The sequence below is a fragment of the Caballeronia sp. A2-2 genome (assembly GCF_057612605.2).
On sequence record NZ_JBVFIR010000005.1, the window covers coordinates 43,778 to 59,243 of the forward strand.

Sequence of the window (15,466 nt, forward strand, 5' to 3'; positions counted from 1 at the left end):
AGCAATGCGTTGCCAGATGGATGGCGAAAAGTCTCTCAGGGCGCGCTGCTGCAGGCGGGCTAGTTCGGTGCTTAGCGATGTTTAGGTTGGGGCCTGCGTTTGGCTGGGCATGTGTTCGATCCTGAATTTGATTCGATCACGGATACCAAGTTTCAAGAAGGAAACGACACGCGACCTTAACGTGCCTGACGCGGCACACCAACAACCTGGACTTCCACGCGACGATCCGGTGCGAGGCAGGCGACGAGGTCCTTGCGATTCCTCTGCGTGCACGTGTCCCTCGTGACCGGATCGCGCTTACCCTTGCCTTCCGCAAATATGCGATTTGCCTCGATGCCTTTGCTGATCAGATATGCCCTGACCGATTGCGCGCGGCGCAGCGACAGACGGTCGTTGTACCTGTCCGAACCGATGCGGTCGGTGTAGCCCGTCTCGATGTCACGGAGAACGAACGAAGCACACGAACGCATTTCCATCGGGTGACGAATTGTTAAGCTTTCGCGTCGGAAAATGATGGCCTGAACTGTAAGCTTCGTCTCCCGAAGCGACGAAGCTCTCAGAATTCACGATCACTGGAAAGACCTCCCGGCGATGGCTCGCAGTGGCGAGTGTGGCTGTATCCGCCTGCTTCGGCACGGCGCACGCCGTCGATCTGCGGGCATTGCACCGTCGTCCCGATGGCCTGGTGGAATCCGCAAGCCGCTATCCCCGGGTAGACGCCGAAGACTGGACGAAGGAAGAGGTCAGTCATGCGTGGATGTCTTCCGATACCAACAATCGGGAGGGCACGTTACTGGCGTCAATCTATTCGAATAGCGCGAAGGCGGTTTGTCAGTTGTCGATTCCATTTCATACCCAATACATTGAATGTCAAGCAATCGGACAACGGCTGTCCGATTCCTTGACACCAAACCCCGCATCGAACCCACAAGCACACACCACAAAGGATCGCACCCGATGGCATGGGCCTTGCAAATAGCCCCGAGCCCACCGAGCGAGTGAAGTCATGCAATCCCGTGCAAGAACAAGCGGTCCGATACGACATGGCGGCGCACGGGTTGGGACATGACAAAGGAGAACGACATGCTGTGCTGGGTGCATTTTGGTGACCTTCACGCTTCATCCGACGACGGCTATCAAAGCCTGAATCATCTAAGCGCCATGGTCGCCGACGTGAATCGATATCTCGCCGACCGCACCGACTTTGCGTTCCTGCCTGGCGACAACGCGAACAATGGCACATCCGAGCAGTTCAGACGGATTCTCGATGCCGTGCGCGATCTGCGTCTGCCGCTTCATGCCATTCCCGGCGATCACGATTTCGAGCCGGGGCATTTGGACGCGTTCAACGTTTTCACGAATTCGTCCTTGCCGATGTCGTGCATCGTCAAGGGTCATCGCTGCATCTTTCTCGACGTCGTGGCGGCCGGACAAGGCGGACCGGACTTCCGGCTCTCGCCGACCGATCGCAAATGGCTCGACGATGAACTCGACCGCTCGGCTGCCGACGGCGCGCCGCCGGTCGTTTTCATGCACGCGTACCCCGCGGATCTGGTCGATGGTGAGTCCCTGGCCTATGCGTTCGCGCGGGCGAACGTCGCCATCGTCGATACGGGGCACACGCACTATAACGAACTCCTCAACGACGGCTACGTCATCTATGCGGCCACCCGTTCAACCGGACAGATCGAAGAGGACGACGGCCGCGCGGGTTTCTCCGTGGTCGCCGTCGATGGCGGCGCGGTGAGCTGGAAGTTCCATCCCTTGGGCGCGGAGTACCCGTTCGTCATGATCACGCAGCCGTGCGACTGGCGTCTCTATCGACGACGCTTCGCACTGAATGCCGCCACGCCCCAGCCAAAGGTGCGAGTGCTGGTCTCGGGCGATGACATCGTATCGGTTTCGGCGAACCTGGACGGCATCGGCATTTCACTCGCGCCTGTCGCAGCGGAGCAGGGCATATGGGAGGCGCCGATACCGTCGATCAGCGCATCGGACCGGCTGCTGCTCACCGTGACCGCGCGAACCGCCGACGGACGCATCGGCGAGGACTCGATCGAACTGCCGGCTGTCAGCGACACAGGACATTCGCTACAGGCTGCAAGGCTCGGAACGGACGCACACGCGGTAGCGGCGTGGCCCGAGCACGGCGTCGTAGGCTCGCAGCTTGGGCCTAATAAGAACGGACGCCATTGGTAAACCGCCTCGCTGATGGCAGGCGAGGTCGCGCTCGTCATGCTTTTCCAGGAATCGCGCGCAATGATCCTTAGGCACGCATGGCGGCGATTTTTCGCTTTAACTGACTGGCGTGTCTTTCCACTTTTGGCGCTCGTCATTGTCGCTGCCGCGACTTCGTATGGATACCACCGCCTTCTGCTTGCGCAGCGGGACTCGATCGAACATACCTACCAGGTGATGTCCGCATTGGAGTCCACGCTGCAGTTGATGACCGATGCGGAGACGGGGCAGCGTGGCTTCATCCTTACAGAGAACAAGTCATACCTTGCGCCATACTTCCTCGCGGTCGACCGGGTGCATGCGCTGCCGCGAAGGTTAAGGCAGTTGGTCAGTGACAGCCCGACTCAGCTTGCGCGACTGAGCGCGCTCGAATCGGCCCTTGACGACAAGCTCGCCGAACTCGAACACACGTTGCGGGTCGCCAACCGCGATGGAGTCGAAGCAGCACGCAAGTTGATCCGAAATGACATCGGTCGCGAGCGAATGGACCGTGTACGAGACTTGATCGCGCAAATGCGTAACGCCGAAACTGACTTGCTCCTCGAACGCACCGGCCATGCAGCGCACACCGAGCGAACGATGCTCACGGTGACGATTCTCCTGGCAATGGTTTCGATCGCGACGCGCGTCGGTTTGCATGTCGTCTTCCAGAAGAGCCGGGAGCGAAAAGTCGCGAATGAAGATCACAAGCGCGCGCCCGCCGATGACGCGTCGAAGCCGTGAAGAGATTCGTTATCTCTCACGCCCTTGGCTATACATCCTCTCAATTTCATTGCCGTGGCATGGCATTCGTCCGCCCGACACGCGTCGAAATCCTCCTTTGAACGCCTGATTTAGCCACTTTTTTAGGGAAACTACCTAGCCAACCATCGCTTGCGTCTTTTTTTGGGCTCATGCAGACTTGTCTATACAAGCTGAATCAACGGCTCACTTCGACTAAGGACGTGTAGATGAACGCGAAAAGGTTTTCTGGAAAGTTGCGCCTCGGTGTGCTCGCTGGCGTGGTCGCAGCGCTCGCGACATCGGCGCAGGCCAAGGAGTGGACCTCGGTGACGATTGCAACAGAAGGCGCTTATGCGCCGTGGAACCAGACGCTGCCCGGCGGCAAACTCGGCGGCTTCGAACCTGAACTGGTGACCACGCTCTGCACGCGCGCTCAGCTCAAGTGCAACCTCGTCGCGCAGGATTGGGACGGCATGATTCCCGGTCTTCAAGCAGGCAAGTTCGACGTCCTGATGGACGTCATCTCCATCACGCCGGAGCGCGAGAAAATCATTGCGTTCTCGCGTCCTTACGCATCGACGCCGGCGACCTTCGCGGTATCCGACGATTCAATCCTGCCCAAAGCCTCGCCGGGCGCGGCCGCCGTCAAGCTGACCGGCGACGCGAAGAACGATCAGGCGGTCGTCGACGGTCTGCGCAAGCAACTGAAGGGCAAGACCATCGGCATCCAGTCGGGCACGGTCTACACGAAGTTCATTCAGGACAATTTCAAGGACATCGCGACGATCCGCGTCTACAAGACCGCGCAGGAACGCGACCTCGATCTGGCGAATGGCCGTATCGACGCATCGTTCGACGATCTCACTTACTTCCTCTCCGGCTCGGTGGACAAGTCGATTTCGGTCGCCGGCCCGAAGATCGGCGGCCCGATCTGGGGCCCCGGTGAAGGACTGGGCTTTCGCAAGCAGGACGCCGACCTGAAAGCGAAGTTCGACGCCGCGCTGGCTTCCGCCATCGCCGACGGCACCGTGAAGAACTTGTCGGAGAAGTGGTTCAAGGCCAACGTTGCGCCGTAAGCCGTGCGCGCACGTCATGCGAACCCATACAGGAGCGTGAGATGACGCTGTTCCAGATGTTCGGATTCGGTCCAGACGGTTGGGGCCCGGCGCTGATGCTCGGCGCCTTGCTGACGGTCGTGCTGACCATTGCCGCGCTGTTCACGGGTGCGATCTTCGGCGGTCTCGTCGCGGCCGCGAAGCTGTCACGATTCCGCGCGCTGCGCATCGCCGGCGAGATTTACACGACCGTGTTTCGCGGCGTGCCCGAGCTTCTGGTGATCTACCTCTTCTACTTCGGCGGATCGAGTTTCTTCTCGACCGTCGGCCACTGGTTCGGCTCGGATGGCTTCATCAGCGTGCCGCCGTTCGTGATCGGCGCGATGGCCGTCGGCATGATCTCCGGCTCCTATCAGGCGGAGGTCTATCGCGCAGCGGTGCTGGCGGTGGCGCGCGGCGAACTGGAGGCTGCTCGCGCGATCGGCATGTCCGTGACGACGATGGCGCGCCGCGTCCTCATTCCGCAGGTGATCCGCTACGCGCTGCCGGGCTTGGGCAACGTCTGGCAGATGAGCCTCAAGGACTCGGCGCTGATCTCGGTCACGGGTCTCGCCGAACTCATGCGCACGAGCCAGGTCGCGGCCGGGTCGACGCATCAGTACTTCGCGTTCTTCATCGCGGGCGGCGTGCTCTATCTCGTGATGACCAGCATTTCCGGGCGCATTTTCGGGCGCGCAGAAGCGTCGGTCGCGCGTTCGTTCCGGCGTGGTTTTGCCCGCAACTGAGCCCGCGCGCCACGCATTCAACACACGACGCCAGCGGAGACACCCCATGCCCGTCGACTTCAACTTCATGTTCGACACGATGCGCCAGTTGCTGGCCGCGGTGCCGACCACGCTCGGACTGTTCTTCGCCTCGCTCGTGCTGGGCGGCCTGCTGTCGCTCGTGATCGTCACATTGCGCATGTCGCCGCACTGGCTGCCGAGCGGTTTCGCGCGCTTCTACATTTTCGTGTTTCGCGGCTCGCCGCTGTTGATTCAGATGTTCCTCGTCTACTACGGTCTCGGCCAGTTCGGCGTGATCCGTCACAGCTTCATGTGGCCGGTGCTGCGCGAGCCTTATGTGTGCGCGGTGCTGTCGCTCGCGCTGTGCACGGCGGGGTACACGGCCGAGATCATTCGCGGCGGCCTGCTGGCGATTCCGCTCGGCCAGATCGAGGCGGGCTATTCGATCGGCATGTCCGGCTTTGCGCTGCTGCGTCGCGTGATCGGGCCGATCGCACTGCGCCTGTGCCTGCCGGCGTACTCGACCGAAGCGGTACTGCTGGTCAAGTCGACGGCGCTCGCGAGTCTCGTCACCGTCTGGGAAGTGACCGGCGTCGCGCAGGAAATCATCCACCAGACCTATCGCACCACCGAAGTGTTTGCCTGCGCCGCGCTCATCTACCTGCTGATCAATTTCGCGATCGTCCGCGCGCTCGGCTACGTGGAGCGCAGGCTGTCCGGGCATCTGCGGCCGCCGCCCGTGCCGGCCGCGACGGCCGCCGCGCCCGTGCAGACACGCGTGGCTTCCTGATTCCTGATATCCGCCGTTGTTTTCGGAGAACCTCATCATGAGTACTGTTGCGCCCATCGCCCTCTCGGTCAAAGGGATCAAGAAATCGTTCGGCGAGCATCAGGTGCTGAAAGGCATTTCGCTCGACGCGCATCAGGGCGACGTCATTTCGATCCTCGGCGCGAGCGGCTCGGGCAAGAGCACGTTCCTGCGCTGCCTGAACCTGCTCGAAATCCCCGACGACGGCTCGGTTTCGCTCGCCGGCGAAGAACTGAAGATGAAGCGCCGCGGCGATGGCCGTTTGCAGCCCGCCGACCGCAAGCAGGTGGACCGCGTGCGTTCGCAATTCGGCATGGTGTTCCAGAGCTTCAATCTGTGGTCGCACATGACGGTGCTGGAAAACGTGATCGAAGGTCCGACCCGCGTGTTGCGCAAGAGCCGCGCCGAAGCCGTCGAACAGGCCGAAGCGCTGCTCACGCGTGTCGGGCTCGCCGACAAGCACAAGCACTATCCGGCGCATCTGTCGGGCGGCCAGCAGCAGCGCGTGGCGATCGCGCGCGCACTCGCGATGGACCCGAAGGTCATGCTGTTCGACGAGCCTACGTCCGCGCTCGACCCCGAACTCGTCGGCGAAGTGCTGCGCGTGATGCGTTCGCTCGCCGAGGACGGCCGCACGATGCTGGTCGTCACGCATGAAATGGGCTTCGCGCGGCACGTCTCGAATCGCGTGATGTTCCTGCACGAAGGCCGCGTCGAACTCGACGACACGCCCGAGGCCGTATTCGGCGAACAGAAGTCCGAGCGTTTCCGTCAGTTCGTGTCCAGCCATCAGGACCGCAGCGCGCACTGACCCCAAGCAAGTCTGATCCAGGGATCGCCATGATCGTCATCCGCACCGCACAGCCGCTCGAACGGCGCGAAATCGCCGCTATCGCCGCCGGCGCCACGCTCGAACTTTCCACCGAGGCCGAAGGGCGCATCGCGCATGCGCGCGCACTCGTCGATGAAATCGTCACGCGCGGCATCCGCGCGTACGGGGTCAACACGGGCGTCGGCGCGCTGTGCGACGTGATCGTGTCGCCCACGGAGCAGCGCGACCTGTCGCACAACATTTTGATGAGCCATGCGGTGGGCGTCGGCGCGCCGCTCGGACGCGAGGAAACGCGCGCGATCATCGCGGCGGCGATCAACAACTTCGCGCATGGTCATTCGGGTGTGCGTCTCGAAGTCGTGCGCACGCTGATGAGTCTGCTCAATAACGACTATCTGCCGGAAGTGCCCGCGTTCGGCTCGGTCGGTTATCTGAGCCACATGGCGCACATCGCGCTGGTCTGCATCGGTGCGGGCCATGTGCGCACGGGTGGAGAACGGCTGACCGGCGCGGAGGCGCTGCATCGGCTCGGCCTCGAACCGCTCACCTTGCAGGCGAAGGAAGGCCTGAGCCTCGTGAACGGCACGCCGTGCGTGACCGGCCTCGCGGCGCTCGCGCTGGCACGTGCGGAACGTCTGCTGGACTGGGCCGACATGGTCGCCGCGATGAGCTTCGAAAATCTCGGAGGCCAGCTCGACGCGCTCGATGCCCAGTCGCTCGCGTTTCGCCGCTCGGAAGGACTCGCGCTGGTCGGTGCGCGGATGCGCGCAGCGCTCGCGGGCAGCGCGATTCTCAACGAATCGATCGGGCGGCGCACGCAGGACCCGCTCAGCCTGCGCACCATTCCGCACGTTCACGGCGCCGCGCGCGATGCGTTGATGACCACCGCCGAAGTCGTGAACCGCGAACTGGCATCGATCACCGACAACCCGATCGTCGCGGGCACGCTCGAAATGCCGCGCGTGTTCTCGCAGGCGCATGCAGTCGGTGCATCGATGGCGCTGGCGATGGACGGCATCGCCGTTTCGATGGCGCAGGTCGCGGCGCTCGCCGAGCGGCGGCTCGATCGTCTCGTGAATCCGCTCGTCAGCGGGCTGCCGCCGTTTCTGGCGGAAATCGGCGGCACGCGTTCGGGCTTCATGATCGCGCAGTACACGGCGGCATCGCTCGTCGCGCAGAATCGCCGGATCGCCGCGCCCGCGAGCCTGGATGGTGGCGTGACCTCGGGCCTGCAGGAGGATCATCTGTGTCACGCGACACCCGCGGCGTTGAAAGCGCTCGAGATCATCGAGAACTCCGCGCGCATTCTGGGCATCGAATTGCTCGCCGCGACGCAAGCGTACGATCTTCAGGCGACAGATCTGGCGCGCGCGCCGTATACTGAATCTCTTCGTATCCGCGTGCGTGCCGTGCTGCCGATCTATCGCGACGACCGGCCGCTCGCGAACGATATGACATTCGCGTTTCGCATGATCTCGGACGGCGTTCCGCCACCGCTTCCCGGCCCGGTTGCACAGAAGCACGGGCCCGATGCGCAACCGCCCGCCGCCGCGCCCGCTTCGGTCTCGGTGCAACCCTGCGCGGAATCTGCCAATGACTCCGTGGCCGCATCGCCGGAGGCGCAGAGCGGCTAGGAATGGCATCTTGGGGAACGCGGCCATCAAGGAATCGACACGCACACAATGGATACCAAGCCGAACCTTGACCCGAAACCGGGCGGCGCCGAACGGCGCAATACGCTGCCTGCCTATGAACAGATCAAGTGCTACGTGACCGACCGGATTGCCGACGGCACCTGGAAGCCCGGCGACACGATTCCCTCCGAGACCGAACTGGTGAAGGAATTCGGCGTATCGCGCATGACCGCCTCGCGCGCGCTGCGCGAACTGACCGCCGAGCGCGTGCTGACGCGCGTGCAGGGCTCGGGCACCTTCGTCGCGCCGAGGCATTATGAATCGACCGTGCTCGAAGTACGCAATATCGCCGATGAAATCGCGGCGCGCGGGCATCGTCATACGGCGCGCGTGCTCACGCTCGAAACCTCCGACGACCCGGAAGCGGTCGCATCGCTCGATCTGGCCAAGGGGCCGGTGTTTCGCTCATGCATCGTGCACGCCGAGGAAGGTACGCCGATCCAATACGAAGACCGCTACACCAATCCTCGTCTGTTCCCGGATTACCTTCAGCAGGATTTCACCGGCGAGACGCCGAATCACTACATGGTGCGGCTCGCGCCCATTCAGCGCGCGGAGTTCCGCATCGATGCGCAAAAGCCAAACGCGACCATTCGCCGTCTGCTCGAAATGGAAATCGGCGAGCCGTGCCTGCTCGTGTCGCGCCGGACCTGGGTGGGCGACAGCGTGGCCACGTCGGTGCAACTGTGGCATCCGTCCTCGCGCTTTCATCTGGTCGGAAAAGTGTAGCTTGTCTAGTCAACTCGATGAAAACGCTGACGCGGGTATTCGTTGCCGAATATCCGCGTTTTTTATTTTCAGAGCACAATTTACGATGCCCGGTCATCGCGTATACCCTGCATAAAAAACTCGCTTCTTCGTCTTGTATATACAACTTGGCATCGTTAAACTGGTTTTATTGCCTGCGATAACAAAGCGGGGCCTTCGACAACTTTCTTCTTTGAGCGAAGCATATGAACCATCCCAAACACATCGATCCGCGTCTCGATCCGACCCGCACGATTCGCGCCCCGCGCGGCAGCGAAAAAACCTGCAAGACCTGGATCGCCGAAGCCGCGTACCGGATGATTCAAAACAATCTCGATCCTGAAGTCGCCGAGCATCCGCATGCACTGGTGGTCTACGGCGGCATTGGCCGCGCGGCGCGCAACTGGGACTGCTTCGACCAGATTCTCGCCTCGCTCAAGGATCTGAACGAAAACGAAACGCTGCTGATCCAGTCGGGCAAGCCGGTCGGCGTGTTCCGCACGCATGCCGATGCGCCGCGCGTGCTGCTCGCCAATTCCAATCTCGTGCCGCACTGGGCGAACTGGGATCACTTCCACGAACTGGACCGCAAAGGCCTCATGATGTACGGCCAGATGACGGCGGGTAGCTGGATCTACATCGGCTCGCAAGGCATCGTGCAGGGCACCTACGAGACGTTTTTCTCGGTGGCGAACCAGCATTTCAACGGCGATCCGAGCGGCCGCTGGATTCTCACGGGCGGTCTGGGCGGCATGGGCGGCGCGCAGCCGCTCGCCGCGACCATGGCGGGCTTTTCGATGATCGCGGTGGAATGCGACGAGTCGCGCATCGATTTCCGCCTGAAGACGCGCTACGTCGACAAGAAAGCGAAGACGCTCGATGAGGCGCTCGCCATGATCGAAGCGGCGAAAGAGAGCGGCAAGCCGGTATCGATCGGCCTGCTCGGCAATGCCGCCGACGTGTTCGCGCAACTGGTCGAGCGCAACATCACACCGGACTGCGTGACGGACCAGACCAGCGCGCACGATCCCATTCATGGCTATCTGCCGCAAGGCTGGAAGATCGAAGACTGGCGCGAGCGTCAGAAGACCGATCCGCAGAGCATCGTGACGCCCGCCAAGCAGTCGATGGCGAAGCAGGTTCAGGCGATGCTCACGCTGCAGGAACGCGGGGCGGCCACGCTCGATTACGGCAACAACATCCGCCAGATGGCGCTGGAAATGGGCGTGCAGAACGCGTTCGATTTTCCGGGCTTCGTGCCTGCGTATATCCGCCCGCTGTTCTGCGAGGGCAAGGGCCCGTTCCGCTGGGTCGCGCTGTCGGGCGATCCTGAAGACATCTACAAGACGGATGCCAAGGTGAAGGAACTGATCCCCGACGATCCGCATCTGCACAACTGGCTCGACATGGCGCGCGAGCGTATCGCGTTCCAGGGCTTGCCGGCGCGTATCTGCTGGGTCGGCGTGAAGGATCGTTATCGACTGGGACAGGCGTTCAACGAGATGGTGAAGAAGGGCGAACTGAAGGCGCCCGTCGTCATCGGGCGCGATCATCTGGATACGGGTTCGGTCGCGAGTCCGAATCGCGAAACCGAATCCATGAAGGACGGCTCGGATGCCGTCAGCGACTGGCCGCTGCTCAATGCATTGCTGAACACGGCAGGCGGCGCGTCGTGGGTGTCGCTGCATCATGGCGGCGGCGTCGGCATGGGCTTCAGCCAGCATTCGGGCGTGGTGATCGTCGCCGACGGCACCGATGCCGCGCACGAACGCCTCGGCCGCGTGCTGTTCAACGATCCCGCGACGGGCGTGATGCGTCACGCCGATGCCGGCTACGAGCTGGCGCAATCGACCGCGCGCGAAGCCGGCCTCAATCTGCCGATGCTCGGCCGATGACATCGACTTCGCTCATTCGCGGCGCGGACCTCGTGGCGTCGCCGTGGAAGAACGGCGGCGGCGTCACGCGCGAGATCGCGGCGTATCCGGCGGGCGCATCGATGGACACGTTCGCGTGGCGCGTGAGCGTGGCGGAGGTGGCGCATGCCGGGCCGTTTTCGCGCTTTGCGGGCATCGATCGCACGCTGGTGTTGCTCGACGGCGCGGGCATGCGGCTGCGCGAAGGCGAGCGCGTGCATGTGCTCGAACGGCCGCTCGACATCGCACGATTCGCGGGCGAGGCATCGATCGATGCAAGCCTCGTCGATGGTCCCACGCGCGACTTCAATCTGATGGTTCGCCGCGACATGGCGCACGGTACGCTGGAACCATGGCGCGCGCCCGAATCGCATGATCTCGATGCCGACACGGCGCTCCTGTATTGCGCGCAAGGTGCCTGGCGCGTGCGGGTGAACGGTGGCGAGCCTTTCGCGCTGGAGCAGGGTGACACGCTGCGTATCGATCACGCTCGCGCACATATCGAAACCGAAGGCAGCGGCGCGTTACTCGCCATCGCCTTGAAGGACATGCAATGAAGCGCACGCTCTGGCACAACCTCAAACTCTGCGCCGAAGGCCACCCCGACCACACCATCGACGATGCCGCCATCGCCGTCGAAAACGGCAAGATCGCATGGCTCGGCGTGCACGCCGATCTGCCCGCCGACATGAAGCAATGGCCGCGCGAAGACTTGCGCGGCGCGTGGGTCACGCCGGGCCTCGTCGATTGCCATACGCATCTCGTCTATGGCGGCCAGCGTGCCGACGAGTTCGCGCAGCGGCTCGCGGGCGCGAGCTACGAAGAGATCGCGCGGCAGGGCGGCGGCATCGTATCGACGGTGCGCGCCACGCGTGCCGCCGACGAAGCCACGCTGTTCGCGCAATCCGCCGCACGTCTCGAAGCGCTGCTCGCGGAGGGCGTGACGGCCATCGAAATCAAATCCGGTTACGGTCTCGATCTGCCCACCGAGCGCAAGATGCTGCGCGTCGCGCGGCAACTCGGCGAGCGTTATCCGGTCACCGTGCGCACGACGTTTCTCGGCGCGCACGCGTTGCCGCCCGAGTTCGCGGGCCGCGCCGACGACTATATCGACGAGGTGTGCAAGCGCATGCTGCCCGCGCTTGCCGACGAAGGACTTGTCGATGCCGTCGATGTGTTTTGCGAGCGCATCGGCTTCACGCTGGCGCAGAGCGAGCGCGTGTTCGAGGCGGCCGCCAAACGCGGCATCGCCGTGAAAATGCATGCGGAGCAGTTGTCCAACAGCGGCGGCGCGGCGCTATCCGCACGGTATCGCGCGTTGTCGGCGGATCATCTGGAATATCTCGACGAAGCGGGCGTCGCCGCGATGAAGGAAGCAGGCACCGTCGCGGTGTTGCTGCCGGGCGCGTATTACTTCATTCGCGAGACGCAATTGCCGCCGCTCGATCTGCTGCGCCGTCATGAAGTGCCCATCGCCATTTCCACCGACAGCAATCCCGGCACCTCGCCGGTCACGTCGCTCTTGTTGATGATGAACATGGCCAGCACGCTGTTTCGTATGACCGTGCCCGAAGTGCTGCAAGGCGTGACGCGTCACGCCGCGCGTGCATTCGGCGACAGCGACCGTCACGGCCTGCTCGCCGCCGGACGCCCGGCGGACTTCGCGGTGTGGCCGGTGCAGTCGATCGCGGAACTCGCCTACTGGTTCGGCCGTCCGCTGTGCGCGCGTGTCGTGCGCGGCGGCGACACCGTTTTCGCGCGCTCCGAGCGCTATCCGAACATATGACTACTCACTCACCCTCGCAGGCGCTGTTCGCGGAACACGCCTGGCTGCCCGACGGCTGGCGTCGTAACGTGCTGCTCGAATGGTCGCCGGACGGCGCGCTGCAACGCGTCACGCCCGATCTCGATCACGCGCCGCACGATGCGCCGCAGGCGGCGGGACCGCTCGTGCCCGGCATGCCGAACCTTCATTCGCATGCGTTTCAACGGGCGATGGCGGGCCTCACCGAATATCGCGCGAGCACGCGCGACAGCTTCTGGAGTTGGCGCGACCTGATGTACCGCTTCGCCGCGCGCATCACGCCCGATGATCTCGGCGCCATCGCGCGCTGGCTCTATGTCGAAATGCTGAAGGCGGGCTATACGTCTGTTTGCGAGTTTCATTACGTGCATCACGCGCCCGGCGGCGTGCCCTATGACCATCGCGCCGAACTCGCGCAGCGCGTGGTTCAGGCGGCCTCGCAGACGGGCATCGGCATGACGATGTTGCCGGTGCTGTACCAGTACAGCGGGTTCGGCGCGCAACCGCCGCGCGACGATCAACGGCGCTTCGTCAATACGCCCGACGCGTTGCTGCGGATCGTCGATGACTTGCGCCGCGCGCATCCCGAGCGCGGCGATCTGCGTTACGGCGTGGCGCCGCATTCGTTGCGCGCGGTGTCGGAAGCCTCGTTGCGTGCCTTGCTCGAAGGACTGGATACGCTTGCGCCGGTGCATATCCATATCGCCGAACAGACGGCCGAAGTCGATGCCTGCCTCGAAGCCGAAGGCGCGCGTCCGGTCCGCTGGCTGCTCGATCGTTTCGATGTCGATGCGCGCTGGTGCCTCGTCCATGCGACGCATATCGATGCAGACGAAACCGCCGCGCTCGCGCGCAGCGGAGCCGTCGCAGGCCTGTGTCTCACGACCGAGGCGAATCTTGGCGACGGCCTGTTCCCCGCTCACGATTATCTCGATGCAAACGGCGTGTTCGGCGTGGGCTCGGACAGCCATATCGGCGTGGACTGGCGCGCGGAGTTGCGTCTGCTCGAATACGGACAGCGTCTCGCGCGGCGCGAGCGCAATGTGCTGGCCGCGCCCGATCGCGCACAGGTCGCCGACCGGTTGTTCGCCGCCGCGCTGGACGGCGGTGCGCGCGCCACCGGACGCGCGGTAGGCAGGCTCGAAGCGGGTGCGCGCGCGGACTGGATCGTGCTCGACCCCGATCATCCGAATCTCGCGGAGCAGACCGCGCGTAGCTGGCTTTCGTCGGTCGTGTTCGCCGAGCATGGCGGCACGCCGGTCCGCGATGTCTATACGGGCGGGCGGCGCGTCGTCGAGCAAGGCTGTCATCGCGACGAGGCACGTCTTTACGCGGACTATCGCGCGGTGCTGTCGCGCCTGCTCGCCGACTCGTGAACCAATCCATGAGCCTGTCCCGCCGGTAGAACCAGCCGCGCGGGATAGCTTCGATTCGCACGCCGCATCATGCCGTAATAGATGAGGCCCGGCACGACGAGTCCGATGATCCACGAGATATCCGTGCCGCCCAGCGCATCGACGAGCGGACCGGTGTAGAAGCCCGTCGAGATGAACGGCATCTGCACGAGCACGCCGAGCGTGTAAATGACGATCGCGGTGACGTTCCAGCGCCCATAGCGGCCGTCAGGATCGGAGAGCGCGGGCACGTCGTAGCGCGAACGCGTGAAGCAGTAGTAATCGACCAGATTGATCGCGCTCCACGGCGTGAAGAACGCCAGCAGGAACAGGATGAACGTGGTGAACTCCTTGAGGAACGCATGACGTCCGGCCAGCGCGACGAGCGTGGAAACGCCCACCATGCCGATGATGTACATAAGGCGATGCCGCGTCGAAATAGCCTGCTTCTCGCGGAACGCGCTGACGATCGTGGCCATCGACATGAAGCTGCCGTAGGCGTTGAGTGTCGTGACCGTCAGCTTGCCGAACGCGATGCTGAAGTACAGCAGCGCGGCGATGCCGCCGCTTGCGCCGAGACCGACGATCCACGTGACTTCATGATGCGCGAACGCCTTGCCGGCGAGTGCGGCGGCAAAGACGCCGAACACCATCGAGGCTTGCGCGCCGATCACCGAACCGAGGCCCACCGCGAGAAACGTCCGAACGGACGACGTGGAGCGCGGCAGATAACGCGAATAGTCCGCGACATAGGGGCCGAACGCGATCTGCCACGAAGCGGACAGCGACATCGCAAGCAGAAAGCTGGCGACGGAGAAGTGCCGGTTGTCCAGCAGCGCGCCGATGTCGTGTTGCGCAAACAGCCGCGTGAACATGAACACGAAGGCGAGCACGCCGATCACGCTCGCCACGCGTCCCACCAGATGGATCGCGCGATAGCCGAGCAGCGTCAGCAGCACGATCAGCACGGCGAACAGGCAGATGCCGGTGGTGTCCGGCACACCGAGCAATTGCGCGGTCGCCTGTCCGGCCAGCAGCGTGCCGCTCGCGGAGAAGCCGACATACATGATGCAGACGAGCACGATCGGAATGGCCGCGCCGTAGACGCCGAACTGCACGCGGCTCGAGATCATTTGCGGCAGCCCGAGTTGCGGGCCTTGCGCGCCGTGCAGCGCCATCACCGTTCCGCCGATGAGCTGACCCAGCAGCAGCGCGATCAGCGACCAGAACACGTCGCCGCCGAGCACGACGGCCAGCGCGCCCGTGATGATCGCCGTCACCTGAAGATTGGCGGAAAGCCACAGCGTGAACTGGCTATACAAGCTGCCGTGACGTTCGGCGTCGGGGATGTGATCGATGGACCGGGTCTCGAAGACTTGTGGGCCTTCATGGTCCTGTTTGGTGACGATATCGCGCTCCTTCATGCGGTGAGCCTCCGACGCCTGATGAGAGATGAAAATTGATTGGGGGAAA

13 protein-coding genes and 1 pseudogene are annotated in these 15,466 nt (G+C 63.5%); 12 read left to right on the forward strand and 2 right to left on the reverse strand.

Annotation, left to right across the window (positions count from 1 at the left end; translation table 11 throughout):
• Positions 1-176 precede the first annotated feature (176 nt).
• Positions 177-437: pseudogene (locus tag ACZCWR_RS34355) on the reverse strand (OmpA family protein); the annotation flags it as partial.
• Positions 438-1,065: 628 nt separating this feature from the next.
• Here ACZCWR_RS34355 and ACZCWR_RS34360 point away from each other — a divergent pair.
• From ACZCWR_RS34360 to ACZCWR_RS34415, 12 genes are all read left to right on the forward strand, one after another.
• On the forward strand, positions 1,066-2,199 hold the full coding sequence (locus ACZCWR_RS34360) for a metallophosphoesterase family protein (RefSeq protein ID WP_487306998.1): 1,134 nt from the start codon (positions 1,066-1,068) through the stop codon (positions 2,197-2,199).
• A gap of 12 nt (positions 2,200-2,211) precedes the next feature.
• Positions 2,212-2,961: a CHASE3 domain-containing protein gene (locus tag ACZCWR_RS34365; RefSeq protein ID WP_487306999.1), complete on the forward strand. Its 750-nt coding sequence runs from the start codon at positions 2,212-2,214 to the stop codon at positions 2,959-2,961.
• Positions 2,962-3,188: 227 nt separating this feature from the next.
• Positions 3,189-4,037, forward strand: coding sequence for a transporter substrate-binding domain-containing protein (locus tag ACZCWR_RS34370; protein WP_487307000.1), 849 nt, complete (start codon positions 3,189-3,191; stop codon positions 4,035-4,037).
• 41 nt (positions 4,038-4,078) lie between these two features.
• A complete protein-coding gene (locus tag ACZCWR_RS34375; protein ID WP_487307001.1) occupies positions 4,079-4,801 on the forward strand; it encodes an ABC transporter permease in 723 nt (240 codons plus the stop codon).
• 46 nt (positions 4,802-4,847) lie between these two features.
• On the forward strand, positions 4,848-5,591 hold the full coding sequence (locus ACZCWR_RS34380) for an ABC transporter permease (RefSeq protein ID WP_487307002.1): 744 nt from the start codon (positions 4,848-4,850) through the stop codon (positions 5,589-5,591).
• A 37-nt stretch (positions 5,592-5,628) separates the two neighbouring features.
• Entirely contained in the window at positions 5,629-6,420 is a 792-nt protein-coding gene (locus ACZCWR_RS34385; RefSeq protein WP_487307003.1) for an ABC transporter ATP-binding protein, read from the forward strand.
• A 29-nt stretch (positions 6,421-6,449) separates the two neighbouring features.
• Positions 6,450-8,075: an HAL/PAL/TAL family ammonia-lyase gene (locus tag ACZCWR_RS34390; RefSeq protein ID WP_487307004.1), complete on the forward strand. Its 1,626-nt coding sequence runs from the start codon at positions 6,450-6,452 to the stop codon at positions 8,073-8,075.
• 48 nt (positions 8,076-8,123) lie between these two features.
• A complete protein-coding gene (gene hutC, locus ACZCWR_RS34395) occupies positions 8,124-8,864 on the forward strand; it encodes a histidine utilization transcriptional repressor HutC (protein ID WP_487307005.1) in 741 nt (246 codons plus the stop codon).
• Between the two features lie 224 nt (positions 8,865-9,088).
• Positions 9,089-10,777 (forward strand): urocanate hydratase, encoded by a 1,689-nt coding sequence (gene hutU / locus ACZCWR_RS34400; protein WP_487307006.1) that lies wholly within the window; start codon positions 9,089-9,091, stop codon positions 10,775-10,777.
• On the forward strand, positions 10,774-11,352 hold the full coding sequence (locus ACZCWR_RS34405; protein WP_487307007.1) for a HutD/Ves family protein: 579 nt from the start codon (positions 10,774-10,776) through the stop codon (positions 11,350-11,352). Before hutU ends, ACZCWR_RS34405 begins: the two co-directional genes overlap by 4 nt.
• Positions 11,349-12,581, forward strand: a complete 1,233-nt coding sequence (hutI, locus tag ACZCWR_RS34410; RefSeq protein ID WP_487307008.1) for an imidazolonepropionase — start codon at positions 11,349-11,351, stop codon at positions 12,579-12,581. The genes ACZCWR_RS34405 and hutI overlap by 4 nt, the downstream gene beginning before the upstream one ends.
• Positions 12,578-13,975, forward strand: coding sequence for a formimidoylglutamate deiminase (locus ACZCWR_RS34415; protein ID WP_487307009.1), 1,398 nt, complete (start codon positions 12,578-12,580; stop codon positions 13,973-13,975). Before hutI ends, ACZCWR_RS34415 begins: the two co-directional genes overlap by 4 nt.
• Here ACZCWR_RS34415 and ACZCWR_RS34420 read toward each other — a convergent pair.
• Entirely contained in the window at positions 13,936-15,417 is a 1,482-nt protein-coding gene (locus ACZCWR_RS34420; protein ID WP_487307010.1) for a purine-cytosine permease family protein, read from the reverse strand. The genes ACZCWR_RS34415 and ACZCWR_RS34420 overlap by 40 nt on opposite strands.
• Between the last annotated feature and the right edge of the window lie 49 nt (positions 15,418-15,466).